Here is a 23,158-nt window from a genome sequence, read left to right on the forward strand (position 1 = left end):
CCCCATGGCGCCGCGGCGATCCCTTCTCACCGTTTTCCCCGCGTGGCTCATCGCCGCCGCGGCGCTCATGCTCACGCTCGCGCCCGCTACCCGCGCGGCGATCATCGATCGCGTCGAAATCGCGCCGACTAAAACCTCCATCTACATCGGCAGCGTGGCGATGACGATGGCGCCCTTCGAACGCCACGGCGAACGCTACGACTCCACCTACCACGCCAAAATCCGCCCGTATTTCTTCTACAGCGAGAGCGGCCGCCTCTCCATCGACGTATCCGACGCCGCCCTCGCGCAGCTCGCCCGCGGTGAACCCATCGAATTCAAGGGCGAAGGCTACCGCGACGACGGTGCCAAACGCGGCATCGCCGGCCGCGCCGTGCCCACCGATGCCACGTCCGGCCAGATCAAAGTGCGCGTCTATGTCACGACCCGCATCGTCCTCGTCTTCAACACCACGTATCGCTTCGTCGGCGAACCAACTACGGCGCCATAATCGCCAGCGGCCCGCTCACGCGCCCCACACAAACTCGATCGGCCGCTCCACTGCGGCGTCGAGCGTCCGATGCACCGGACACCCATGCGCCGCCGCTTCGAGCGAGCGCCCGAGTTCCTCGGTCCGTTCCAACGGCACCCAGATTTTCGTCGCGAGCCGCGCGATGCGCCGCGGCGGTTGTGTCGACATTTCCTTCGTCACTTCAAACCGCACCCCGCGCAACTCCACGCCCCGCGCCCGCGCCGCGATCGCCATCGTCGTCACGATGCACGTGCCATACGCCGTCGCCACCAGGTCCGTCGGCGAAAACGCCTCGCCGCGCCCCTGATTGTCCTTCGGTGCATCCGTGGCGAGCCGGCTGCCCGACGGTCCGTGCTGCGCGTTGCAATGCAAATCCCCCTCGTATTCGCCCGTGATGGTGACCATGCACGCCACTCTGCGCGTCATCGTTTCCCGCGCAACCTTTCCCGTCTCACGCCGCCGCCCGCCGCCGCAAGTTCGGCAGAAACACCGTCAGGATCCCGATCAACGGCAGATACGCGCAGAGCGCGAACACATGCTCGATGCTCGTATGATCCGCCAGCACGCCCAGCGCCGAAGCCGCGATTCCGCTCATGCCAAACGCGAAGCCAAAAAACAGCCCGGCGACGAGCCCCACCTTCCCCGGAATCAACTCCTGCGCATACACAAGGATCGCGGAAAACGCCGACGCCAGAATCGCGCCGATGAACACGCTCAACACCACCGTCGCCACCAACCCCACGTGCGGCAGCACCAGCGAGAACGGCGCCACGCCGAGAATCGAAAACCAAATCACATATTTGCGCCCAAACCGGTCGCCCAGCGGCCCGCCCAAAATCGTCCCCGCGGCCACGGCGAACAGGAAAACAAACAAGTAGATTTGCGACCCTTGCACCGACACACCGAACCGGTGGATGAGGTAGAACGTGTAATAGTTCGTGAGGCTCACGAGGTAGAAATATTTCGAGAACACCAGCGCCAGCAGCACCGAGATCGCCAGCGCCACGCGCCCGCGCGGCAGGTCCGCCTTCACCACGGCCGCGTTCGTCCCGCGCTTCTTCGCCCGCTCCATGTGGCGCGCATACCAGCCGCCCACCTGCGCCAGCACGAAAATCCCCAGCAGCGCCAGCGCCGCGAACCACACGATCGAACGCTGCCCATGCGGCACGATGAACCACGCCGCCAGCAACGGCCCCAGCGACGTCCCGAAATTTCCGCCCACCTGAAACACCGCCTGCGCAAACCCGTGCCGCTGCCCCGCCGCCATGTGCGCCACGCGCGACGCCTCCGGGTGAAACACCGACGAGCCCGTCCCCACCAGCGCCGAAGCGACCAGCAACATGTGGAAATTCGGCGCCAACGCCACCATCACGATGCCGACCAGCGTGAACCCCATCCCCACCGCCAGCGAATACGGCTTCGGCCGCCGGTCCGTGTAGACGCCCACCAGCGGCTGCAACAACGACGCCGTCATCTGATACGTCAGCGTGATCAACCCGATTTGCGTGAAGCTCAACTGAAACGAATCCTTCAGCATCGGATAGATCGAAGGCAGCAAAGCCTGGATCGTGTCGTTCAGCAGATGGGAGAAACTCAACGCGAGGAGGACCTTCGTCACGGTCTCCTGCACGTGATGCGTCGAGGCGCCCATGGAGGATGTCGATGCGGACATAAAGGGGCTACTCATCGCGCCCCCGCCCCCGCCGGTCAAGTCTCGCCGGCCCCCCCGCCCGATGCTCGCGTTGTCGCTCCGCTCCGGCCTTCCCCTCTCCCGCCTTCGCGGACGATGGTTCTCGCTTCGCCCGCCTCACGAAGGCGGAAAACGTCCGTGATCGGCATTCCCCGGCGCGACAGATCGACGTTTCCGGTGTAGAGTCCCCGCCCAATCGCAGGACGCACGATGATAAAACGCACGCTCGGGAAAAGCCGCCTCGAAGTTTCCGCCCTCGGCCTCGGCTGCATGGGCTTCAACCACGCCTACGGTTTGGCCATTCAGACCACCGACGCGATCCGCCTCATCCGCACCGCCGTCGACCGCGGCGTCACCTTTTTCGATACCGCCGAAGCCTACGCGCGCGGGAAAAACGAAGAGCTGCTCGGCGAAGCCCTCGCCCCTTTCCGCGACCGCGTCGTGATCGCGACGAAGTTCGGCTTCACGTTCGACGCCCACGACGCCATGAACGGCCTGAACAGCCGCCCCGAACACATCCGCGCCGTCGCCGATGCCGCCTTGCAGCGTCTCCGCACCGACCACATCGACCTCTTCTACCAACACCGCGTCGATCCCGCCGTGCCCATGGAAGACGTCGCGGGCGCCGTCCAAGAGCTGATTGCCGCCGGCAAGGTGAAACACTTCGGCCTCTCCGAAGCCGGTCCGGAATCCCTCCGTCGCGCCCATGCCGTGCAACCCGTCGCCGCCCTCCAAAGCGAATACTCGCTCTGGTGGCGCGAACCCGAAAAAGAAATCCTCCCCCTCTGCGCGACACTCGGCATCGGCTTCGTGCCGTTCAGCCCTCTCGGTCGCGGCTTCCTCACCGGCGCCATCAACGACCGCACGGCGTTCGAGGCGAAGGATTTTCGCCGCACGCTCCCGCGCTTTTCGCCGGCCGCGCGCAGCGCCAATCAACCGCTCATCGACGTCATCAGCGAAATAGCCGCGCAGAAAAATATCACGCCCGCCCAAATCGCGCTCGCCTGGCTCCTCGCCCAGCAGCCGTGGATCGTGCCGATCCCCGGCACCACCAAACTTCCCCGGCTCGAGGAAAATCTCGGCGCCGTCGACGTCGTGCTTACCGCCGACGACACGCAACGCCTCCGCGCGGCCGTCGAACGCATCCCTGTGCAGGGCGACCGCTACCCGGCGCATTTACAAGCCGCCGTCAGCCGCTAACGCTCCACCCACAACTGAGCCATGGCGCCCGTTAGAGAAAACCAATACCGTGCCTGACGCTCGCGCTTTCGCCCGATTCTCATCCGTTACAACCCATGTCCAAACCCGTCGCCCGTTCCGTCAAAGCCTACTCCGCCGCCAGCGCCTCCGCCCCGCTCGCCGCCGCCACCATCCCGCGCCGCGAGCCGACCAGCCGCGATGTTGAAATCGACATTCTCTACTGCGGCGTTTGTCACTCCGACCTCCATTTCGCGCGCAACGAATGGCACTTCACGCAATATCCCGCCGTGCCCGGCCACGAGATCATCGGCCGCGTCACCAAGGTCGGCGCGGACGTCACGCAGTTCAAACCCGGCGACATCGCCGGCGTCGGCTGCATGGTGGATGCCGACTTGAGCTGCCCCTATTGCCGCAAGGGCTTGGAACAGTTCTCCCCGTCGATGGTGATGACCTACGGTTCGCAGGATAAACACCTCAACCTCCCCACCTACGGCGGCTACTCGGCCACGATCGTGGTCGACCAACATTTTGTCCTGCGCGTCCCCGGCAACCTCGACCTCGCCGGCGTGGCGCCACTCCTGTGCGCCGGCATCACGACCTTCTCCCCCCTGCGCCACTGGCAGGTCGGCCCCGGCAAAAAAGTCGGTATCGTCGGCCTCGGCGGACTCGGCCACATGGGCGTGAAATTCGCCCGGGCGTTTGGCGCCCATGTCGTCGTCTTCACCACGTCCGCCCGCAAGGAGGCCGACGCGATCCGGCTCGGCGCCCACGAGGTGGTCGTCTCCAGCGAACCCGACGCCATGGCGAAACAAGCCGGCACGTTCGATTTCATCCTCGATTGCGTCTCCGCCGACCACGACATCAACGCCTACCTCGCCCTCCTCGCCGTCGACGGCAACCTCACGTTGGTCGGCGCGCCCGGGCAGCCGCTCCCCGTCGCACCCATGTCCCTGATTTTCGGCCGCAAGAGCTTCTCCGGCTCGCTCATCGGCGGCGTCGCGGAGACGCAGGAGATGCTCGATTTTTGCGGCCGGCACGGCATCACCGCCGACATCGAAATGATCCGCATGGATCAGATCAACGCCGCCTACGAACGCATGCTCAAGGGCGATGTGAAATACCGCTTCGTCATCGATATGGCTTCGCTCGCGTGAGCCCGCGGCGGGCGCCGCGCTGCGGCCCGCCGCTCCACGTGCCGCGTCACTCCGCCTCCCTCACCGCCGCCGGTTTTGCCTGCGACCGCGCCCGCATTTCCCGCGGCGAGAGTCGCAGGTGCCGGCGAAACAATTTCGAGAGCTGATATTCGTCGTTCAAGCCCACCGCCGCCGCGATCGCCTTCACCGGCAACGCCGAAGCCAGCATCATCGCGCGCGCTTGGTTCACCCGCAGCAACTGCAGCTCCCGCATCGGCGTGCGCCCGCTCACGCGTTTGAATTTCCGCACAAACGCGAATTTGCTCATCCCCGCCCGGCGGGCAAGATCGGCCAAGTAAACCGGCCGCGCGAGGTTGTGTTGCATGTAGTCGCGCAATGCCCCCAGCCAAGGATCGGGCGGCGACGCACACAGCCGCTGCAACTCCCGCACCACCGCCCGCAACAGCGCCCGCGCCTCCTCCGGCGCGACGCCCGCGACGTGATCGCGCACCAGCCACGCCACCATCTGCCGCACCCGCGCATCCGCATCGCGCAACCGCCACGGAAACCCGTCCACCGCCGCCGCGTCCGCCTGAAATGCGATGAAAAACGTGCTCACCGGCCGCGCGTTGTCCGCCGTCTCTTCATGCGGACACATCGCCCGGTAGAACAACACATCGCCCGCCTCCGCCTGCACGACGCCGTCATCCGTGCGCACTTCCATCGCCCCATCCAGCACCACGATCAATTCGTGAAACGGGTGGTGGTGCCGCGGCAGGTGCCAGCCCCGTTTCGGGAGCACTTCACCGCCGCTGATGAATTCGGAGGGTATCCTTCGGTGGGGCAATTTCTGACAACTCTTGGCAACGCCGGCCATTCACGCCAGCCCTGATTGCTGCTAGTCTCCGCGGGCATGCCCCGCAAAATCAAACTCGCCTTCGCCGGCGTCGGCGGGATGGGCCAGGCCGCCCACCTCCGCAACTACGCCACGCTCCACGATGACTGCGAAGTCGTCGCCCTCGCCGAACTCCGCCCCCGGCTCGCGCAAGATGTCGCCCGCAAATACAACATCCCGCGCACCTACCCCACTATCGCCGCCATGCTCGCACAGGAGCACGTCGACGGCATCGTCGCCTCCCAGCCGTTCTCGCGCCACGGCGTGCTCGTCCCCGAAATCGCGCAAGCCCGCGTCCCGATCTTCACCGAGAAACCCCTCGCCGCTTCCGTCGCCGTCGGTGAACGCATCGTCGAGTCCGTCGCCGCCGCCGGCACCTGGCACATGGTCGGTTACCACAAACGCAGCGACCCCGCGTCCGAGTTCGCCAAGAAGACCATCGACGAGCTCAAGCGCACCGGCGAACTCGGCCGCCTGACCTACGTGCGCATCGCGATGCCCCCCGGCGATTGGGTCGCCGCCGGCTGGACCGACAACATCGAATCCACCGACGTCCTGTCGCCGCTCGCCAACGACCCTCCGCCGGCCGACATGGACGACGTCACCGCCAAGGAATACGAGGCGTTCGTGAATTACTACATTCACCAGGTCAACCTCCTGCGCTTCCTCGTCGGCGAACCTTACCGCGTCACCTACGCCGATCCCGCGCGCGTGCTGCTCGTCGGCCACAGCGCCAGCGGCATTCCCTGCACGCTCGAAATGGCCGCGTATCAAACCACCCTCGACTGGCACGAGACAGCCCTCGTCGCCTTCGAGCGCGGCTTCGTCCGCCTCTCGCTCCCCGCGCCGCTCGCGTTCAATCGCCCCGGCCACGTGGAAATCTTCAAAGACCCCGGCCACGGCGCCACGCCCGTCTCACTCCAACCCACCCTCCCGTGGGTCCACGCGATGCGCAATCAGGCCCTCAATTTCATCAAAGCCATCCGCGGCGAACAACCCGCCCCCTGCCTCGCGCCCGAGGCGCTCGAAGACATCCGCCTCGCCCGCGACTACATCCGATTGCTCAAAGGAGTCTGACGCCATGGCCCTCCATTTTCGCAAACGCGTCCTCGCCGCCGAACGCTACGAATCCGCCGGTATTTTCGACGTCAACGGCGATGGCATCCCCGACATCGTCAGCGGCGCTTTCTGGTATGAAGGCCCCGACTTCCGCCGCCAGCACCGCCTCGGCACCGTCGCCGCCTTCGACGAATACTACGACGACTTCTCCACCATCCCGATGGACGTCAACGGCGACGGCCGCCTCGATTTCATCACCGGCGGCTGGTGGGGCAACACGCTCCGCTGGCGCGAGAACCCCGGCGTCGCCGGCCAGGAGTGGCCTGAGCACATCATCGCCGAAACCGGTCACATCGAGACGACGCGCGCGTGGGATGTCGACGGCGACGGCGAACTTGAACTCGTGCCCAACACCCCCGGCGGTCCGCTCGTCGTCTACAAACTCCTCCGCGACGCCCAAGGCCGCGGCACCGGTCAGTTTGCCGCGCACAAACTGAAATTCCGCGGCCGCGCCAACGACACCCAAGGCCACGGTCTCGGCTTCGGCGATCTCGCCGGCCACGGCCGCGGCGACTTCGTCCTCACCCACGGCTGGCTCGAAGCGCCCGCCCGCCCTTACGAAGACGAGTGGATCTGGCACCCCGAGTTCAACCTCGGCCGCGCCCCCAGCGTGCCGATCCTCGTCGTCGATCTCAACGGCGACGGCAAAAACGAACTCATCCTCGGCGAAGGCCATGCCTACGGTCTCTCGTGGTGGGATTACACGCTCGCCGCCGACGGCGCGCGCACCTGGCGGCGGCACGACATCGATCCGCTCAGCAGCCAGTATCACGACTTGCAATGGCTCGATATCGACGGCGACGGCGCGCCCGAGCTCATCACCGGCAAACGCTTCCGCGCCCACCCCCAAGGCGACGAGGGCGACAAGGATCCTTACGGCTGGTATGTCTTCAAGTGGACCGGCGAGTGTTTCGTGAAACACGTCATCGACTTCGGCCCGCTCGGCACCGGCAAAGGCCTCGGGATTCACTTCGCCGTGGCCGATCTCAACGGCAACGGTCGCCTCGATGTCGTCGCCCCCGGCAAGGACGGACTCGTCATCTACTACAACGAGGGCAACGCATGAAAATCGGGATGAACCTCCTGCTCTGGACGACGCACGTCACGTCCGCGCACGATCCGCTCCTCGCCGACCTTCGGCGCACCGGCTACGACGGCGTCGAGATCCCGATCTTCGAGGGCACCTCCGCTGACTATCGCACGCTCGGCGCCAAACTCCGCGACCTCGGCCTCGGCACCACCGCCGTCACCGTCATGTCGCCCGACGCCAGTCCGATCAGCCCCGACGCAAAAGCACGCGCCGCCGCCGTCGACCGCCTGCGCTGGGTCCTCGATCGGGCCGCGGAATGCGGCGCCGAAGTCCTCTGCGGCCCGCTGCATTCGCCCCTCGGCGTCTTCAGCGGCGTGCCGGCCACCGCCGACGAAAACGCCCGCGGCGTCGAAACCCTTCGCACCGTCGCCGACCACGCCGCCGCGCACGGCATCACCCTCGCGATCGAATATCTGAACCGTTTCGAAAATTATTTTCTCACCACGGCCGCCGACAACCTCCGCCTCGTGGCAGCCGTCAACCATCCCGCCTGCGGCTGCATGTGGGATACCTTCCACGCGCACATCGAGGAAAAGAATCCCGCCGCCGCCCTCGCGGCCTTGCGCGGACATCTCGTGCACGTGCACCTCAGCGAAAACGACCGCGGCACACCGGGCACCGGCCAGGTCAACTGGCGCGCCACCTTCGACACGCTGCGCGCGATCGGCTACGATCGCTGGCTCGTGATCGAAGCCTTCGGCCGCGCCCTCCCCGAACTCGCCGCGGCCACGCGCGTCTGGCGCGACTTGTTCGCCGACCCGCGCGACGTTTACACCGCCGGCCTCGCGTTCATCCGCGAAAACCTGGCGCGTTGACTCCCTCGGCGCAGCCGCGCGGCGCGCGTCACGGCACCGCGTAAACTTCCATCAACGCCTCGCCCGTCGTCAGCCCCACGCCCGAAACCTGCACCGTGTAGGCTTTGCCGGCGGGCAGCGTCACGAGGAGCGCCGCATCCTTGCTGCCGGGCGTCAGCGCAAACGCCCCGACTTGCGTGAACGTCGCCCCCAGCGCGTCGTTCCAATTATCATTTTCCGCCACGAGCGTCCCTTGGTCGTCAAACACCGCGAACTGCGGATCCGCCAGCGCGCCCGTCACGCCAAAGTCCCCCAGCTTTGGCCCGATGCCGCGAATCAACACCTGCTTCGTGCCCGTGCCGACCACCACGAAACCCGCAATGAGAATATTATTGCCCAAGCCCACGTGATAGCGCGCGGAAATATTCGTGAGCCCCGCGCCCGGCCCCGGCGCTTCATCGTAAACCTCCACCAGCATCACTCCGCTGTCGCTCGCCGACGCGTGCGCCGTGTAGGCGCCAGCCACCGCATGGCGCAGCGCCGCGTCCTTGCTGCCCGGCGCGAAAGGAAACGCCCCCAACGCCTCGAAAATTGTGCCGTAGTCCGATGGCCAGCCTTGGTTCTCCGCCACCTGAGTTCCCGCCGCGTCGTAAAGCTTCAGTAGCGGATCACTCACACCCGGCACCCCAAATTTCGCGAGCGCCGGCCCCGCCGCGCGCACCAACACCGGCTTGCTCCCGCCGCCCACCACGAACCCCGTGATCACAGGCTGATCCGGCGTCATCGCCGCCCGCACCGAAAGATTCGACAAATAACTGGTCGCCGCCCCCGCCGCGTCGCCGCGAATCAGAAATCGCAACGAACTGGTGTAGAGCGCCACCGCCGTCGCGCTCCCGTAACCGGTGCCGAAGTCCGCCGCCGAGTTGAACCCGATCTCCACCTGATACGTTTTCCCTTCGACAAAAGTCCCCGCCGGAAACGTGTGCTCCACCGCGTCGGTGTGCAGGTAGTTGGCGAACGACGGATTCGAAAAGCTCTCTTCGCTCACCGCCACGCCTTCGCCATTCACCGTCATCAAAATATGCCCCACCTCGCCCGCCGTCGCGAACGCCGCGAACTGCCCCGAGTTGATCGTCAACGCCTGCGCCGGGTTCACCGACAACACCCCGTTCGCCCAGCGCCCGCCGCTCACCGTCGCCGCCGGTGCGTTCGGGTAAAGGTCGCCCTCCAACGCGAAGGTCCGCGTCAGCCCGTTCGCCGTCACAGCATAAGTCCCATCTGGATAAGCCGCATCCAGCGCCGCCTGCGTGGCGAAACCCACCTGCTTTTTCCACGCGAGCTGAGTCGTGTCGAACGCCAGTGCCGCCGTGCCTCCCGTGCCGCTCGCCGGAATCGTCCACGTCGGCGCCGCGATCCCGCTCAGATCCGCGCCCTCGACCGACACGTTCAAGCGGAATGGATAACTCTCGTCCGCCGCCGAATAAAGCGCCGCGCCGGGCAACCCCGAATCCGCCATCACGTAATTCCGCTCCTTTTCGACCCCGACAAAATAAATTTCCGGCGCCGCCCCCGCCCGCTCGACGCCCGCCGCCACCGCGACCGCCAGCGCCGCCATTCCGATGCGTAAGTTCATGTCGCCAAAGAACACCCCGCACCACCGCTCCTTCAATACAAACTTCCCGTTCCGCTCTCCGCCGCCGCACCGTCTCGCCATCGTATATTTCCCGCGCCCTCGCCGCAGGCGAGAACCGCTCCCCGCAAGCGCTGTCTGCGGAGTGAGTTGTGAAAAATCGAAACTCCACCCCCACTCGTGCCCCGCTGTGGATCACCTCCGCCGCGGTGGCTTGCCTCGCCTTCACCGCCGGTTGCTCCTCAACCGACTCGCACGTCCTCTCCGCTCCGCCCCCGCCGGAACCGGTCACCACCACCACGACCACGCAAACCACGCCGGTCGTCGTGCAACAAACCCCCGTCACCACGACGACCACGATGGCGACGCCCGTGCCCCAGACCGTCATCGTCACGCAAACCCCGCCACCGCCTCATCAAGAGGTCGTGCTCGCGCGTCCGTCGGCCGATTACGTCTGGGTGCCCGGCTACTACACGTGGCGCGACAACCAATACCAATGGGTGAGCGGCCACTGGGAGCTCCCGCCCAACTCCATGTCGAAATGGGTCCCCCCACACTGGGAGCCGGAGGGCAACGGGTATCGGTTCTACGAAGGCCACTGGAACTAAGCCGCCATCCCCCCGGGAATCGGCGCTCCGGAAATCGAGCCACAGCGACTCGTTTTCCGCCCACCCGCCTCTGCACCGGACTCTCTCAGCCGCGGCTTTATCGCCGCGGCTTTTTTGTTTCCGACGTTCCGCGCCCGTCTGTGCGCGGTCTCCTTGAAGCCGGCGCGCTCGCGGCGGCAGGCTCGACCTGCGGTCGGGGAAACCCGCAACATCCTCCTGAGGCAAACGCTGGAATCCCGCTTCCCCTGCAACGCCCGCCCGCCGCCGGGTTCAAGTGTCGCTGGACGACAAGACCCCGACCAGACCGAGCGCTCGGCGAATCCGCGAAAATCCTTCTCGCGCCCGCCAGTTGGCTCCCCTTCAGGTCGGTCGTCGCGTCGTCCCTTCTGCGCCCACTCGCATGCTGCGAATCCACGCTCCGCCTCTCTCCACCAAGAACTTCCCTTTCGACGTTTCACGTCGCCGCCCATCCGTGCACCTGCGCTCACCCGCTCCGTCGCCCCGCCTGCCGTCATGACTGCCGCCGCTGACCACCCACCACCCACCGCCCCTGTCTCATCTCCCGACACGCGCCCCGCGCTCACGGTGATCATGCCCGCCTATAACGCGGGTCGCTACCTCATCCCTGCCATCGAAAGCGTCTTGAGCCAGACGTGGCGCGACTTCGAGTTCATCATCATCGACGACGGCTCCACCGATGGCACCCGCGAACGTATTGAAGACTACGCCCTGCGCGACGCCCGCATTCGCGATTATCCCAACGCCAAAAACATCGGCGTCACCCGCTCCCTCAATCGCGCCATCTCGCTCGCGCGCGCCGACTGGATCGCCCGCATGGACGCCGACGACATTTCGCTGCCCACGCGCTTCGAGAAACAAATGGCCGTCGTGCGCGCCGATCCTTCCATCGGCCTCGTCACCTCGCCGTTCGACGTCATCGACGCGCAACAGCGCCGCATTCCCGGCTGGCGCGGCATCCGTTTCCAACAGGAGATGCTGCCCTTCTTCCTCCTTTTCTACAACCGCCTCAACGCTCACGGCCAGGTGCTCTATTCCACGAGTCTCGTGCGGTCGCTCGGCGGCTATCGCGAAAAATATCATCTCAGCGAAGCGACTGAACTCTGGCTGCGCATGGTGCGCGCCACCCGCTGGGCCGTCGTGCCCGAGCCGCTCTATCTCTGGCGCGCCGACAATCCCCACTCGGTCAGCCGGCAGCACGCCTTTCGCTACGCCGACGCCAGCCTGCTCGCCTGCCGCGAAGAAATCGCCCGCGCCTGCAACATCGACGTCAGCAAAGAGGAGATGATCGCGCTCCGCGATTTCTGGCTGCGCTGCGAAAACAAGGATCGCAACTGGGATGACGTCGAAAACCTCCTCCTGCGCATCGCCGCGCGCTTTCATCCCCCGCATCCCGTCCCGCACTGGCGCCGCAAGCTCGCCATCGCGCTCGGCTGCGCCTGGTTCGCGCAAACCATCCAGCACGCCAAACGCCATCGCACCCGCGAAGCGTTGCGTGATCTCGGTCGCGGCCTGCACGCCGCCGGCGGCTATCTCCCGCTCGCGCTCGCCCAGTTCGTGCGCGAGACCTTCGCCGTCAAAGCCCAGCTCTCCCGCCGCGCCTGAACGCCTCGCCCGCGCGCCGCGCCTGGCGAACGTTCGGCGGCCTACCCGCGATCACGCGCCTCGGCGCCCGCCATCGTTCGCCTGACCCGATCTTCTCGCGCACCCTGAGCCTGCGTTCGCTCGCGCCTCCGATAGTGCCGCCCGCGCCGATGCACTATGCTGTCTCATGAACGCTGTCATCTTCCGTTCCTTCGGCGGCCCCGACGTGCTCGAATCAGCCCACTTGCCGCGCCCTGAACCTCAAGCCGGTGAAGTGCTCATCCGCGTCCACGCCGCGAGCGTGAATCCGATCGATTACAAAATCCGTTCCGGTCACTTTCACCGCGCCTCCATCACGTTGCCCGCCGTCCTCGGTCGCGATGTCGCCGGCACGATCGCCGATGTCGGCGCCGGCATCACCGACCTCGCGCCCGGCGATGAAGTGTATGCATTTCTCGGCTCGCACAGCGGCGGCTACGCCCAATTCGCCCTCGCTCGCGCCAACGAGGTCGCCCGGAAACCGCGCTCCCTCGATTACATCCAAGCCGCCGCCGTGCCTCTGGCCGCCACCACCGCGTGGCAAGGGCTCTTCGATCACGGTCGGCTCCAGGCGGGACAACGCGTGCTCATCCACGGTGCCGGCGGCGGTGTGGGACACTTCGCCGTGCAGTTCGCCAAAGCCAAAGGCGCCACCGTGATCGCCACGGTCTCCCCCGAGGATGTCGATCTCGTGCAAACCCTCGGCGCCGACGAGGTCATCGATTACAAAGCCCAACGCTTCGAAGACCGCACCGCCCACATCGACCTCGTTTTCGATCTCATCGGCGGAGATACGCAGACCCGCTCCTGGGCCGTGCTGAAAAACGGCGGCACACTCGTCTCCACCCTCCAACAACCCTCCGTCGAAGAAGCCCGCAAACATCACGCGCACGTCAGCGTTTTTATGGCCGAACCGCGCCGCGAACAACTCGTCGCGATCGCGAAGCTCATCGATGCCGGCAAAGTCTGCGTCGCCGTGAGCCACACCCACTCGCTCTTCGACGCTCGCGAGGCTCACGACGAACTCGAACACGAACATTCCACCGGCAAACTCGTCCTGACCGTCGCCTGAAATTTTTCTGCCGCCACGGCCCCTGCCGCTCGCGCCGCGCCCGCTGCCGGCTCGCGCTCCCAACTCGCCGCATCAGCCGCGAGCAACCCGTCAGTTGTCCTCCAACTTGACGTCGTGCTTCTGCAAAAACGGCACCAGTTCCTCCACGCCAAAATCCGCCAGCACGTCGCCGTGCCAGTCCAGCGTCGGCGCCTTCGTCTGGCCGGACTTGCGCCGCAGCTCGTCAAACGCGCCTTGGTCCGCCGACACGTCCACCTCACGGTAGCTCACGCCGTGCTCGTCCAGAAACGACACCGCTTCGTGGCACCAAGGACAGCCCGCCTTCACGTAGAGAATAGGGTAATCGGCACTCATCGCCCTCATCGTGCCGCCGCCTCGCGCGTTGTTCCCGCCGCGTCCGCGCTCGCCACCCGTGATCACACCCCGCGGTCGCCGCGGTCCCGCCTTCACTCGTCTGCCGCGATCGCCGCCGTCAGTCGTTGATAAGCCGCCACCGCCTTCCCTTGCTTCAACTCCTTCAACGCGCGCTTCACCTCCGCGCTCAACCGCGCAAGTTGCCTTCCCGCGTCCGCGCCCGCGGTCGATTTGCCCGCCGCCCGCTTCGCCATCTTCGCTCGCACCTTTTCCGTCCGTCGCGGCGCACTTGGCGTTGCCTCGCTCTTCGCCGCGGGTGGCGGCTCAAAGTCCACCACCGTTCCCTTTACCTTTTCTTTCACGCTCGGCCGCGCGCGGGCCGTCCGCGCGGGCTTCGCCCCATCCTCCGCCTCATCGTCCACGATCGCGAGATGCAGCTTCGGCGGCGGCGCCTTCCGCCGCGGCTCCGGCGGCCGAAACGACTCCCCTCCCGCCGGCTCCTGCAACAGGTCGTATTTGATCCCCACGACGCGCCGGCCCGCAAACGCCTTCAGCGAACGCGGAAACACCAGAAATTGCGCCCTCGGCCCCGACTCGTAGCCCACCACCCCATGCTCCGTGTGCGCCCCGCCCGCCGCGGTCAGCACCGTCATCACGCGGTCGCTTTTCAACGCCTTTTGAAACGCCGCATCCTTCGCGGGCGCCAGCCACAACGAATGCAATTCCGGCGCTCCGCTTCGCGCCACCACCTGGCTGAACCGCACGCTCTTCGTTTTCTTTTCCATACCTGGCGCTTGGTCCCCGGCGCTGCCGGCAGGTTCGCGTCACCGCGCCACGCCGCCGCCGATCCTTTCCCGCGCTCGGCCGCTCAGGGCAACGCCAGCCCGTAACGCGTTGGATTAAACCCCCGCGCCTTCAACGCCGCCGCCAGCGCTCCCGTGTCGAGCTTCGCGCCCGGCTTCACCTGATGTTGCGCATACCAGCCCTCCTTCATCTCGACCGCGAACCGCAACGACTGGCTGTAAGAACTCACGGTCGTCTCGTCGAACGGCTTCATCGTAAACACCTCCCGCAACTCCCCGCTGCCATCGAAAAATCCGATGTCCAGCGCCGTCGGCGTGTCGTGCATCCAGAAGCTCATCCGCTGCGGTTTTTCGTAGATGAAAATCATCCCGTCGTCCGGCCCGAGATCCGTGCGCCCCATGAGGCCGCGCTGCATTTCCGTCATGTAAACGGCCACCTGCAAATGCGTCGGCACATCGCCAATCTTGATCGTGAAATGATCCGCCACGGTCTTCGGCGCGGCCGGCGGCGCGTCGTCTTTGCAGCCCGCCGCTGTCATCATCGCCACGGCGCCCAGCACCGCCAGCGCCCGCGCGACCCATGAAACCGGATTTGCGTTTTTCATCGCGCCCGTCGCTAATCCCGCGCCTCGCGCAACTCAACTCCCGAACGCACCGTGCCTCTCTCCCCCCTCCCCCCGCTCCTCTACGCCGACTCCGTTTCCAACCCGGATCAACTCTACTTCAGCCGCGTCAGCGTGCCCGATCCGTTCATCGCCTTCACTGCCGGCGCGAAACGCATCGCCCTGCTGAGCGCCCTCGAACTCGGCCGGGTGCGCAAAGCCCGCACGCTCGACGACGTCCTCTCGCTCGAAGACTGGCGCGACCGCGCCGCCACCCGCTTTCCCGGCCGCCCCGGCCCCGCCGAAATCATCGCCACCGTCGCCCGCGCCTATCGCGTGAAGGCCTTTCGCGTTGCCGACGATTTTCCCGCCGGCCTCTTCGAACAACTCCGCGCCCTCGGCGTGAAACTCACCCTCGCCGACGGCCCGCTCTTCCCCGAACGCGAACTCAAAACCGCCCGCGAAGCCGCCGCCATCGCCGAGGGCAACCGCCTCAGCGCCGTCGGTTTCGCCGCCGCCGAGAAAATCCTCCGCGCCACGCGCATCAAGGGCCGCACTCTCCTCCACGAGGGCCGCCCGCTCACCTCCGAACGCCTCCGCTTCGCCATCGACAGCGCCATCCTCGCCGAGGGCGGCCTGGCCCAGGGCACCATCGTCGCCGGCGGCGACCAAGCCTGCGATCCCCACGAACGCGGCTCCGGCGAACTCCGCCCGCACGAGCTCATCATCCTCGATATTTTTCCGCGCGTGTCCGCCACCGGCTATTACGGCGATATGACGCGCACCTTCCTCCGCGGCCGCGCCTCCACCGAACAACGCCGCCTCGTCGACACCGTCCGCGCCGCTCAACTTGCCGCCCTCGGCGCCATCCGCGCCGGCGTCGATGGCCGCGACATCCACGGCCGCGTGACCGCCACCTTCACCGCCGCCGGTTACAAAACCGAACACACGAAAAACGGCTCCGTCGGGTTTTTCCACGGCACCGGCCACGGCCTCGGCCTCGCCATCCACGAAATGCCGCGCCTCTCCGGCGCAATCTCGATGCCGCTCAAAAAAGGCGCCGTCGTCACCGTCGAGCCCGGCCTCTATTATCCCGGCCTCGGCGGTTGCCGCATCGAAGACGTCGTCCAGGTCACCGCCCGCACGCCGAAAATGCTCTCCTCCTACCCCTACGAATGGGAACTGCGATGAAAGGTCTCCCCGCCCTCCTCAAAAAGATCGCGCGCGTCCGCATCCTCGTCGTCGGCGATGTGATGCTTGACCACTACATCTGGGGCGACGCCACGCGCATCTCCCCCGAAGCGCCCGTGCCCGTCGTCGATATCGCCCGCGATAGCTGGACCGCCGGCGGCGCCGCCAACGTCGCCCTCAACATCGCTTCGCTCGGCGCCCAATGCACCCTCGCAGGCTACATCGGCCGCGACGAAGCCGGTGATCGCCTCGGCGAAATTCTCCGCACCCACCGCATCGCCCACGTCAACACCCCCGGCACCGCGCCCACCATCGTGAAGACGCGCGTCCTCGTGCAGCATCAACAACTCTGCCGCCTCGATCGCGAAGCCGCCCCGCCTGCCTACGCCGTCAACGCCCCCGACGCCGCCACCATTTTCGGCGCCGCCATCCAAGCGTGCGATGCCGTCGTCCTCTCCGATTACGCCAAAGGCATTCTCAGCAACGAACTCGTCGCGCGCGTCACCAAACTCGCCCGCCGCGCCGGCAAACTCGTCGCGCTCGACCCCAAGCCGCGCCGCCAGCTCGCCTTTCGCGATCTCGATCTCATCACGCCCAACAAACGCGAAGCGCTCCAACTCGCCGGCCTCGAGCCCGTCCCGCACGCGCCCTTTCCCGCCGCCGAAGTCTGCGCCCGCCTGCATAAACTCTACGCGACCAAATACCTCGTCATCACCCTCGGTGAAGACGGCATGCTCCTGAGCTCGGGCGGCAAGGTCATCAAAATCATTCCCACCGCCGCGCGCGAAGTGTTCGACGTGTCCGGCGCCGGCGACACCGCCCTCGCCGGCCTCGTGCTCGGCCTCGCCGCCGGGGCGAGTCTGGAAAACGCCACGCACTTCGCCAACGCCGCCGCCGGGGTCGTCGTCGGCAAACTCGGCACCGCCACCGTGACGCCCGAGGAACTGGTCGCTTACGTGAACCAACGGTGACCGCCTCCGTTCCGCCGCCCTCGCGCCGCGCCCTCTTTCTCGACCGCGACGGCACGCTGATCATCGACAAGGTTTACCTCGCCGACCCCGCCGGCGTGGAACTCATCGCCGGCACTGCCGACGCCCTTCGCCGCGCGCGCGAGCTCGGTTACCTGCTCTTCCTTTTCACCAACCAATCCGGCATCGGCCGCGGCCTGCACACGCTGGAACACACGCTGCGCGTCAACGCCCGCCTCGAAGAACTCCTCGGCCTGCCGCCGCCGCTGTTCACCGATATCTGCATCGCACCTGAAGCGCCCGGCCAGCCCGTCGTTTACCGCAAACCCTCGCCGCGTTTCATCCTTGAATCGCTCGCGAAACACGCGCTCGACCCGCAGCAGTGCTGGATGATCGGCGATTCCGCCGCCGACCTCGGCGCCGGCCTCGCTGCCGGCATCAACGTCGCCGCCGTGCAAACCGGCAAAGTCGACCCGCGCACGCTCCCTCTCGTCGCCGAGCGCGCGCTCCCCGTCTTCCCCACCTTCGCCCACTTCGCCGCCACGCTCCGGTGAGCCCGCGCATGGAAGGTCCCACCATTTCGCTCGTCCCGCTCTCGCTCGACCACGTCAGCGATTTTCTCCGTTACTCCGCCGATCCCACGTTGTGGACATGGTGGCTGCGTCCGCCGCCGATCGATGCCGCGACCATGCGCGCCGAAGTCACCCTCGCACTCGAACAGGCGGCGACTGGCGCCCGCCAACCGTATTCCATTTTCCATCGCACCCGTGGAGAACACATCGGCAGCACCTCGTTCTGGCACCACGATGCCGCCCGCCGCACCGTCGAAATCGGCTCCACGTGGCTGGCCACTCCGTTCCACGGCACCGGCATCAATCGCGAATGCAAGGAACTCCTCCTGCGCCACGCGTTCACCGAGCTCGGCGTCGCGCACGTCATGCTGCAAACCGACGAACTCAACCACCGCTCGCGTCGCGCCATCGAAAAACTCGGCGCCACATTCGACCACGTGCGTCCCCACGACAAGACCACGTGGAATGGCCGCGTTCGCTCCTCCGTGATCTACATCTTGTCCGCTCCGCCCGCGCCCTCCACCTCCTCCGCCCCGGCGTGACCATCGCTCCACCGTCCCGCCATGCCCGAACTCGCCGAGGTTGAATTCTTCCGCAAACGCTGGAGCGTCGCCGAGGGCGAACGCATCGCCGCCGTCTTCACGCATCCGCGCGCCAAAATATTTCGCGGCACCGATCCCGCCGCGCTCGCCCGCGAACTCCCCGGTGCACGTCTCCTCGACTCCGCCGCCGCGGCGAAACAGATGCTGTTCCATTTCAACGGCGACCGCTGGCTCGGCGTGCACCTCGGCATGAGCGGCGAACTGCGCGTGGAAACCTCCGCTTACGTCCCCGCCAAACACGATCATCTCGTCCTGCGCACCGCGCAGCGCGCCCTCGTGTTCGCCGATCCACGCATGTTCGGCCGCGTCGATTTCCACCTCGGCGCCGGGCCACCCGCGTGGTGGACGAAGATCGCTCCGCCCCTCCTCTCGCGCGCCTTCACCGCCGCTGCCGTCGCCGCGTTTCTCCGCCGCCGTCGTCGCGCGCCCATCAAAGCGGTCCTCCTCATGCAGGAACGCTTTCCCGGCATCGGCAACTGGATGGCCGACGAAATCCTCTGGCGCGCGGCCATTCATCCGCAACGCCTCGCCGGTTCGCTCACCGCCGCCGAAGTGCGCACGCTCTGGCGCGAATGCCGCCAGGTCGCGCGACTCGCGCTGCGCACGATCGCCGGCGTCGGCGGCAAGCTCCCGCCCGACCTCAACGTCCACATCCCGCGCACCTGGCTTTTCTGGCACCGCTGGGAAGACGGCGGCCTCTGCCCGATCACCAAAAAACCGCTCGTCCGGGAGGAAGTCGGCGGCCGCACCACGTGCTGGTCCCCCGCCCGCCAAAAACTGCATCCGCGCCGCTGACGTCCGCCGCTCACGTCCGTTTGCCGCCGACGCCATACTTCTGCCGATACGCGCGCGGCGTCAGCCCCGCATACTTGGAAAACGCCCGACTGAAGTGCGCCGCATCCGCGAAGCCCAACGCCAGCGCCACTTCCGTCACCGTCCGGCTGCCGTCGAGCAGACGCGCACTCGCCTGCTGCACCCGGCGGCGTTGATAGTATTCCAGCGGCGAAAACCCCGTCGCCTCGCGAAACAGCCGGCTCGCATGATCCGCCGACACCGGCCACGTGCGCAGCACCGACGGCAGGTCGAACCGCCCGTTGTGCTCCACCACCGCGTCAATGTCGTTCAACACCGCGCGCACCGCCGTGGAAAACTCGTCGCCCGGCACCGCCGCCGCGCGTGCGAGCCGCACGAGCAACTTCAAAAACGCCGTTCGCACAAACAGCGGTGAAGGACAGGACGCCGCCAATTCCTCCCGGATCTCCGTCAACTCCACCGTCACGGCCGCCGCCGTCGACGCCCCCAGCTCGAAGACCGTCGGCCGCGTCGCCCACTCCCGCCGAAACAACGCCTGCGCCAGAAAGAGCGGCACCAAACCGCGTTCGCTGCCGTGCGCGCTCAGGCCCGCCGCCAGCCATTCCGCAAGATAGTAAACGTTGATCACCTGCACGTCTTTCGCGCTCCAAAACGCGTGCACGCCTCCCGGCGGCACGACGACGACCGAACCCGGCCGCAACCGCTGCCGCCCCGCCGCCACTTCGTGCTCCACCCGGCCGCGCACCATGAGGCAAATCTCGTAATAGTCGTGATCGTGCGGGGCGATGTCGGCGTTGATCGCCAACGGCTCCACGTTCAACGGCCGCGTGGCGCTGAGCTGCACCGTCTGTTGAGTGATCGTGAAGCGCGCCTTGATGCCCGGAAACGTTCAAGTTTTTCCCCGCCGCATGCAAGCGCCGACCCCGCCCTTGTGCTATCTTCCCGCCACCATGAACGATCGTTATCCCCTCACTGACGAGCAAATCGCCGCCTACCGGCGCGACGGATTTATTCAACTCGACGCCGTTGTCTCGCCGGCGGAACTCACCGAGCTGCGCGAGGCGGTGGAGTCCGCCGTGCGCGAGGAGTCGCGCGATCAGGACCCCAATCGCCCGAAGAACAGCTACGAACAGATTTTTATTCAGAAGGTGAATCTCTGGCGTCGTCATCCCTCGGTCGCGAAGTTTGTCCTCCTGCGTCGTTTCGGCGACATCGCCGCCCGCCTCATGGGCGCGCCCGCGCGCATCTGGCACGATCAGGCCTTGTTCAAGGAACCGCGCACCGGTGCCAACACGCCGTGGCATCAGGACACCGTTTACTGGCCCCACGAGCCCAAGGAACTCCAGACCACGCTGTGGTTGGCGCTCAAGGACACCACCATCCAAAACGGCTGCATGTCGTTTCTTCCCGGCACGCACAAACTGCGCGGCATCGAACCGGTCAACCTCGCCGAGCCGCAGGAGCTGTATAAAGTCGCCCCGCAGACCCGCGGTCTTAAACCCGTGGCCTGTCCCCTCAAGGCCGGCTCCTGCACGTTTCACAACGGCCTCACTTTCCACTACGCCGGCCCCAACCGCTCCGACGACATGCGCGAGGCGATCGCGATCATCTACATGCCGGACCACACCACTTACACCGGCGCCGATCACATGGTCACCAATAACCAAGGCTTCAAGGTCGGCGATCCGCTCGAGAGCGAACTCTTCCCGCCCGTATCCGCTTAATTGCCCGGCGCGCCCGACCGCGCGCCGCCGCATCCTTGCACCCGGCCGGTGGCATGCATTGAGTCACCGCCGGATGCCGTCGAAACTTCGCCTCGATGAACTGCTCGTCTCCCGCGGGCTCGCCGAATCGCGCACGCAAGCCAAGGCCTTGATCATGGCCGGCCGCGTGCTCCACGGCACGGAGCGCCTCGACAAACCCGGCAAAGAATTCGCGACCGACCTCGCCGTGTCCGTCGAGCAGCCCCCGCGGTTCGTTTCCCGCGGCGGTGAAAAACTCGCCGCGGCCGTGCAGCACTTCGCCCTCGACCTGCGCGGCGCCCACGTGCTCGACGTCGGTGCCTCGACCGGCGGATTCACCGACTGCGCGCTCCAGGCCGGCGCCGCGGATGTCGTTTGCGTCGATGTCGGTCGCGCGCAGTTGCACGCCCGGCTTCGGGCCGATCCGCGCGTCACGAATTTCGAAAAAATCAACGCCCGTCATCTCGCGCCCGGCGATCTGCCCCGCGCGGAATTCGACGCCATCGTGATGGACCTGTCGTTCATCTCCCTCACCGCCGTGCTCCCCGCCGTGTGGCCGTTCTTGCGGACCACCGGCACCCTCGTAGCGCTCGTCAAACCCCAGTTCGAGGCCGGCAAAGCCGAAGTCGACCGCGGGCGGGGCGTGATCCGCGACGCAGCCGTGCAGGCCGCGGCACTCGCCCGGGTCCGCGAGTTTGCCCTCGGCCACCTCCGCGGCGCGCAGTTGCTCGGCTCGATCGACTCCCCCATCACCGGCGCCGATGGCAACCGCGAGTTTCTCCTCGCCCTGCGTAAAACCTCCCCTTGAGACCGCTGACCCGCTCGCGACTTGGATTAAACCCGTGAACTGTGCATTAATGCTCCTCCCCGCATGAAGCCCATCCGCAGACTCGCGTTCGTCGTCAACACCGACAAAGCCGGCGCGCCCGAACTCGCCCGCACCCTCGCGCAATGCGCCCGCCATGCCGGCGTGAAGATCAAACAGACCACCCGCTTCCCGCTGCCGAAGGGATATCTCGACGACGTCGATGCCTGTTGCGTGATCGGCGGCGATGGCACGCTGCTCGGCGTCGCCCGCGAATCCGCCCGCCGCCAAGTGCCGATCATCGGCGTCAACCGCGGCAGCCTCGGTTTCCTCACCACCTTTTCCGCCGACGAAGCCCGCGCCCATTTCGACGAATTGCTGCAGGGCTCCTTCCATATCGATCGCCGCTCGATGCTCGTGTGCTCCACCGGTCCGCGCTCGCACGACCTCGCGCTCAACGACGTGTTGATCAAAGACGAGGTCAACTCCCGCATCGTGCGCCTCGCGGTGTTCGCCGATGGCGAACTCGTCACGGAGTATAGCTGCGACGGCCTCATCTTTTCGACCGCGACCGGCTCGACCGCCTACAATCTTTCCGCGGGCGGTCCGATCATCCACCCCTCCGCCGGCGTGATCGCGATGACCCCGATCTGTCCGCACACCTTGAGCAACCGCGCGATTATATTCCGCGAGACCGTGAAACTTCGCGTGCTCAACCGGTCCGAAGGCGCCCGCCTCCTCGTCGCCATGGATGGCCAGCGCAACCTCAAGGTCGGCGTCGGCTCCCCGGTGGAGATTTCCATTGCGGAGCAACGCCTCCCGCTCGCCCAACGCGTCGCTTACTCTCATTTCGCGGTCGTTCGCGAGAAGCTCCAGTGGACGGGCAACCTCGTGGATAACTCCCACTAAACCGCCGGCCGCCTCCCGCCGCCGGCGCGTCCGCGGGGTTCCAAAAAAAAGCCCCGGCGCAAAGCCGGGGCGGAAAAAAGAAAGGCCGCGCAGGGCCGCGTTTTACTTTTCGGTCTGCGGCTGGTCTTCACCCATGGCCGCATCCTTCTTCGCCTTCTTGGCCTCGCGTTCCGCCTTCATCTTGGCCTTGTCGGCCTTCATCGCGGCGCGCTCATCCTTGTCGAGGACGCCATCCTTGTTCGTATCATATTTCGCCAGATCCTTCGCCGAGACCTTGTGGGCCTTTTTGGCTTTCGGCGCATCCGTCGCTTCTTGAGCGTGGAGGGCGGGGACGGTGAAGGCAGCCGCCAGCGACATCGCGCCAACGAGCAGGAGGAGTTTTCGAATGGGTAATTTCATAAGCGGGTGCGACGA

At 66.4% G+C, this 23,158-nt stretch carries 26 protein-coding genes; 17 read left to right on the plus strand and 9 right to left on the minus strand.

What is annotated here, in order from left to right; translation table 11 throughout:
• Nucleotides 1–4: 4 nt before the first annotated feature.
• Nucleotides 5–490, plus strand: coding sequence for a hypothetical protein (locus tag K0B96_RS13910; protein WP_220161487.1), 486 nt, complete (start codon nucleotides 5–7; stop codon nucleotides 488–490).
• A 15-nt stretch (nucleotides 491–505) separates the two neighbouring features.
• Here the strand turns inward: K0B96_RS13910 and K0B96_RS13915 are convergent, their stop codons facing one another.
• Together K0B96_RS13915 and K0B96_RS13920 are read right to left on the minus strand one after the other, a co-directional pair.
• A complete protein-coding gene (locus K0B96_RS13915) occupies nucleotides 506–937 on the minus strand; it encodes an OsmC family protein (protein WP_255558695.1) in 432 nt (143 codons plus the stop codon).
• A gap of 25 nt (nucleotides 938–962) precedes the next feature.
• Complete coding sequence (locus K0B96_RS13920) at nucleotides 963–2,183, minus strand: MFS transporter (RefSeq protein WP_220161488.1); 1,221 nt, start codon at nucleotides 2,181–2,183, stop codon at nucleotides 963–965.
• Between the two features lie 228 nt (nucleotides 2,184–2,411).
• Between K0B96_RS13920 and K0B96_RS13925 the strand changes: the two genes are divergently transcribed.
• Together K0B96_RS13925 and K0B96_RS13930 are read left to right on the plus strand one after the other, a co-directional pair.
• A complete protein-coding gene (locus K0B96_RS13925) occupies nucleotides 2,412–3,401 on the plus strand; it encodes an aldo/keto reductase (RefSeq protein ID WP_220161489.1) in 990 nt (329 codons plus the stop codon).
• Between the two features lie 95 nt (nucleotides 3,402–3,496).
• Nucleotides 3,497–4,555, plus strand: coding sequence for an NAD(P)-dependent alcohol dehydrogenase (locus K0B96_RS13930; RefSeq protein WP_220161490.1), 1,059 nt, complete (start codon nucleotides 3,497–3,499; stop codon nucleotides 4,553–4,555).
• A gap of 46 nt (nucleotides 4,556–4,601) precedes the next feature.
• On the opposite strand, the gene K0B96_RS13935 is transcribed toward K0B96_RS13930, so the two are convergent.
• Nucleotides 4,602–5,336, minus strand: coding sequence for an AraC family transcriptional regulator (locus tag K0B96_RS13935; protein WP_220161491.1), 735 nt, complete (start codon nucleotides 5,334–5,336; stop codon nucleotides 4,602–4,604).
• Between the two features lie 111 nt (nucleotides 5,337–5,447).
• Here K0B96_RS13935 and K0B96_RS13940 point away from each other — a divergent pair, with 111 nt between their 5' ends.
• Genes K0B96_RS13940 through K0B96_RS13950 form a run of 3 tightly spaced genes read left to right on the plus strand, consistent with a single transcriptional unit; the run spans nucleotide 5,448 to nucleotide 8,453 of the window.
• On the plus strand, nucleotides 5,448–6,506 hold the full coding sequence (locus K0B96_RS13940; protein WP_220161492.1) for a Gfo/Idh/MocA family oxidoreductase: 1,059 nt from the start codon (nucleotides 5,448–5,450) through the stop codon (nucleotides 6,504–6,506).
• A gap of 4 nt (nucleotides 6,507–6,510) precedes the next feature.
• Complete coding sequence (locus tag K0B96_RS13945) at nucleotides 6,511–7,614, plus strand: FG-GAP repeat domain-containing protein (RefSeq protein WP_220161493.1); 1,104 nt, start codon at nucleotides 6,511–6,513, stop codon at nucleotides 7,612–7,614.
• Nucleotides 7,611–8,453, plus strand: a complete 843-nt coding sequence (locus K0B96_RS13950; protein WP_425602946.1) for a sugar phosphate isomerase/epimerase family protein — start codon at nucleotides 7,611–7,613, stop codon at nucleotides 8,451–8,453. The genes K0B96_RS13945 and K0B96_RS13950 overlap by 4 nt, the downstream gene beginning before the upstream one ends.
• A 28-nt stretch (nucleotides 8,454–8,481) precedes the next feature.
• Here K0B96_RS13950 and K0B96_RS13955 read toward each other — a convergent pair whose 3' ends face one another.
• Entirely contained in the window at nucleotides 8,482–10,065 is a 1,584-nt protein-coding gene (locus tag K0B96_RS13955; RefSeq protein ID WP_220161495.1) for a hypothetical protein, read from the minus strand.
• 206 nt (nucleotides 10,066–10,271) lie between these two features.
• On the opposite strand from K0B96_RS13955, the gene K0B96_RS13960 reads away from it, so the two are divergent.
• The 3 genes from K0B96_RS13960 (at nucleotide 10,272) to K0B96_RS13970 (ending at nucleotide 13,383) form a co-directional block, all read left to right on the plus strand.
• Nucleotides 10,272–10,670 (plus strand): YXWGXW repeat-containing protein, encoded by a 399-nt coding sequence (locus K0B96_RS13960; protein ID WP_255558696.1) that lies wholly within the window; start codon nucleotides 10,272–10,274, stop codon nucleotides 10,668–10,670.
• Between the two features lie 513 nt (nucleotides 10,671–11,183).
• The gene (locus K0B96_RS13965) at nucleotides 11,184–12,293 is read left to right on the plus strand and encodes a glycosyltransferase family 2 protein (RefSeq protein ID WP_220161496.1); all 1,110 of its coding nucleotides are present in this window, start codon (nucleotides 11,184–11,186) and stop codon (nucleotides 12,291–12,293) included.
• A gap of 166 nt (nucleotides 12,294–12,459) precedes the next feature.
• Complete coding sequence (locus K0B96_RS13970; RefSeq protein WP_220161497.1) at nucleotides 12,460–13,383, plus strand: NADP-dependent oxidoreductase; 924 nt, start codon at nucleotides 12,460–12,462, stop codon at nucleotides 13,381–13,383.
• A gap of 90 nt (nucleotides 13,384–13,473) precedes the next feature.
• Here the strand turns inward: K0B96_RS13970 and K0B96_RS13975 are convergent, their stop codons facing one another.
• The 3 genes from K0B96_RS13975 to K0B96_RS13985 all read right to left on the minus strand — a co-directional run bounded on the left by K0B96_RS13975 (nucleotide 13,474) and on the right by K0B96_RS13985 (nucleotide 15,145).
• Nucleotides 13,474–13,737 carry a glutaredoxin family protein gene (locus K0B96_RS13975; protein ID WP_220161498.1) on the minus strand — a complete coding sequence of 88 codons (264 nt, stop codon included), beginning with the start codon at nucleotides 13,735–13,737 and terminating at the stop codon, nucleotides 13,474–13,476.
• A gap of 92 nt (nucleotides 13,738–13,829) precedes the next feature.
• Nucleotides 13,830–14,522 (minus strand): hypothetical protein, encoded by a 693-nt coding sequence (locus K0B96_RS13980; protein WP_220161499.1) that lies wholly within the window; start codon nucleotides 14,520–14,522, stop codon nucleotides 13,830–13,832.
• Between the two features lie 83 nt (nucleotides 14,523–14,605).
• Complete coding sequence (locus K0B96_RS13985; RefSeq protein WP_220161500.1) at nucleotides 14,606–15,145, minus strand: DUF192 domain-containing protein; 540 nt, start codon at nucleotides 15,143–15,145, stop codon at nucleotides 14,606–14,608.
• A gap of 51 nt (nucleotides 15,146–15,196) precedes the next feature.
• On the opposite strand from K0B96_RS13985, the gene K0B96_RS13990 reads away from it, so the two are divergent.
• The 5 genes from K0B96_RS13990 to K0B96_RS14010 are packed head-to-tail and all read left to right on the plus strand — an operon-like array spanning nucleotide 15,197 to nucleotide 19,270.
• Nucleotides 15,197–16,333: a M24 family metallopeptidase gene (locus K0B96_RS13990; protein WP_220161501.1), complete on the plus strand. Its 1,137-nt coding sequence runs from the start codon at nucleotides 15,197–15,199 to the stop codon at nucleotides 16,331–16,333.
• Nucleotides 16,330–17,304 (plus strand): bifunctional heptose 7-phosphate kinase/heptose 1-phosphate adenyltransferase, encoded by a 975-nt coding sequence (locus K0B96_RS13995; RefSeq protein WP_220161502.1) that lies wholly within the window; start codon nucleotides 16,330–16,332, stop codon nucleotides 17,302–17,304. The genes K0B96_RS13990 and K0B96_RS13995 overlap by 4 nt, the downstream gene beginning before the upstream one ends.
• A complete protein-coding gene (locus K0B96_RS14000; RefSeq protein WP_220161503.1) occupies nucleotides 17,301–17,855 on the plus strand; it encodes an HAD-IIIA family hydrolase in 555 nt (184 codons plus the stop codon). The genes K0B96_RS13995 and K0B96_RS14000 overlap by 4 nt, the downstream gene beginning before the upstream one ends.
• 8 nt (nucleotides 17,856–17,863) lie before the next feature.
• On the plus strand, nucleotides 17,864–18,415 hold the full coding sequence (locus tag K0B96_RS14005; RefSeq protein WP_220161504.1) for a GNAT family N-acetyltransferase: 552 nt from the start codon (nucleotides 17,864–17,866) through the stop codon (nucleotides 18,413–18,415).
• A gap of 21 nt (nucleotides 18,416–18,436) precedes the next feature.
• On the plus strand, nucleotides 18,437–19,270 hold the full coding sequence (locus K0B96_RS14010; RefSeq protein ID WP_220161505.1) for an Fpg/Nei family DNA glycosylase: 834 nt from the start codon (nucleotides 18,437–18,439) through the stop codon (nucleotides 19,268–19,270).
• 10 nt (nucleotides 19,271–19,280) lie between these two features.
• On the opposite strand, the gene K0B96_RS14015 is transcribed toward K0B96_RS14010, so the two are convergent.
• Nucleotides 19,281–20,132, minus strand: a complete 852-nt coding sequence (locus tag K0B96_RS14015) for an AraC family transcriptional regulator (RefSeq protein ID WP_220161506.1) — start codon at nucleotides 20,130–20,132, stop codon at nucleotides 19,281–19,283.
• Between the two features lie 64 nt (nucleotides 20,133–20,196).
• On the opposite strand from K0B96_RS14015, the gene K0B96_RS14020 reads away from it, so the two are divergent.
• The 3 genes from K0B96_RS14020 (at nucleotide 20,197) to K0B96_RS14030 (ending at nucleotide 22,744) form a co-directional block, all read left to right on the plus strand.
• A complete protein-coding gene (locus tag K0B96_RS14020) occupies nucleotides 20,197–21,012 on the plus strand; it encodes a phytanoyl-CoA dioxygenase family protein (protein ID WP_220161507.1) in 816 nt (271 codons plus the stop codon).
• 73 nt (nucleotides 21,013–21,085) lie between these two features.
• On the plus strand, nucleotides 21,086–21,838 hold the full coding sequence (locus K0B96_RS14025; RefSeq protein WP_220161508.1) for a TlyA family RNA methyltransferase: 753 nt from the start codon (nucleotides 21,086–21,088) through the stop codon (nucleotides 21,836–21,838).
• Nucleotides 21,839–21,901: 63 nt separating this feature from the next.
• Nucleotides 21,902–22,744 (plus strand): NAD(+)/NADH kinase, encoded by an 843-nt coding sequence (locus tag K0B96_RS14030; protein WP_220161509.1) that lies wholly within the window; start codon nucleotides 21,902–21,904, stop codon nucleotides 22,742–22,744.
• A 102-nt stretch (nucleotides 22,745–22,846) separates the two neighbouring features.
• Here the strand turns inward: K0B96_RS14030 and K0B96_RS14035 are convergent, their stop codons facing one another.
• On the minus strand, nucleotides 22,847–23,143 hold the full coding sequence (locus tag K0B96_RS14035) for a hypothetical protein (protein WP_220161510.1): 297 nt from the start codon (nucleotides 23,141–23,143) through the stop codon (nucleotides 22,847–22,849).
• Between the last annotated feature and the right edge of the window lie 15 nt (nucleotides 23,144–23,158).

The sequence above is a fragment of the Horticoccus luteus genome, from assembly GCF_019464535.1.
Classification (GTDB): Bacteria; Verrucomicrobiota; Verrucomicrobiia; order Opitutales; family Opitutaceae; genus Horticoccus; species Horticoccus luteus.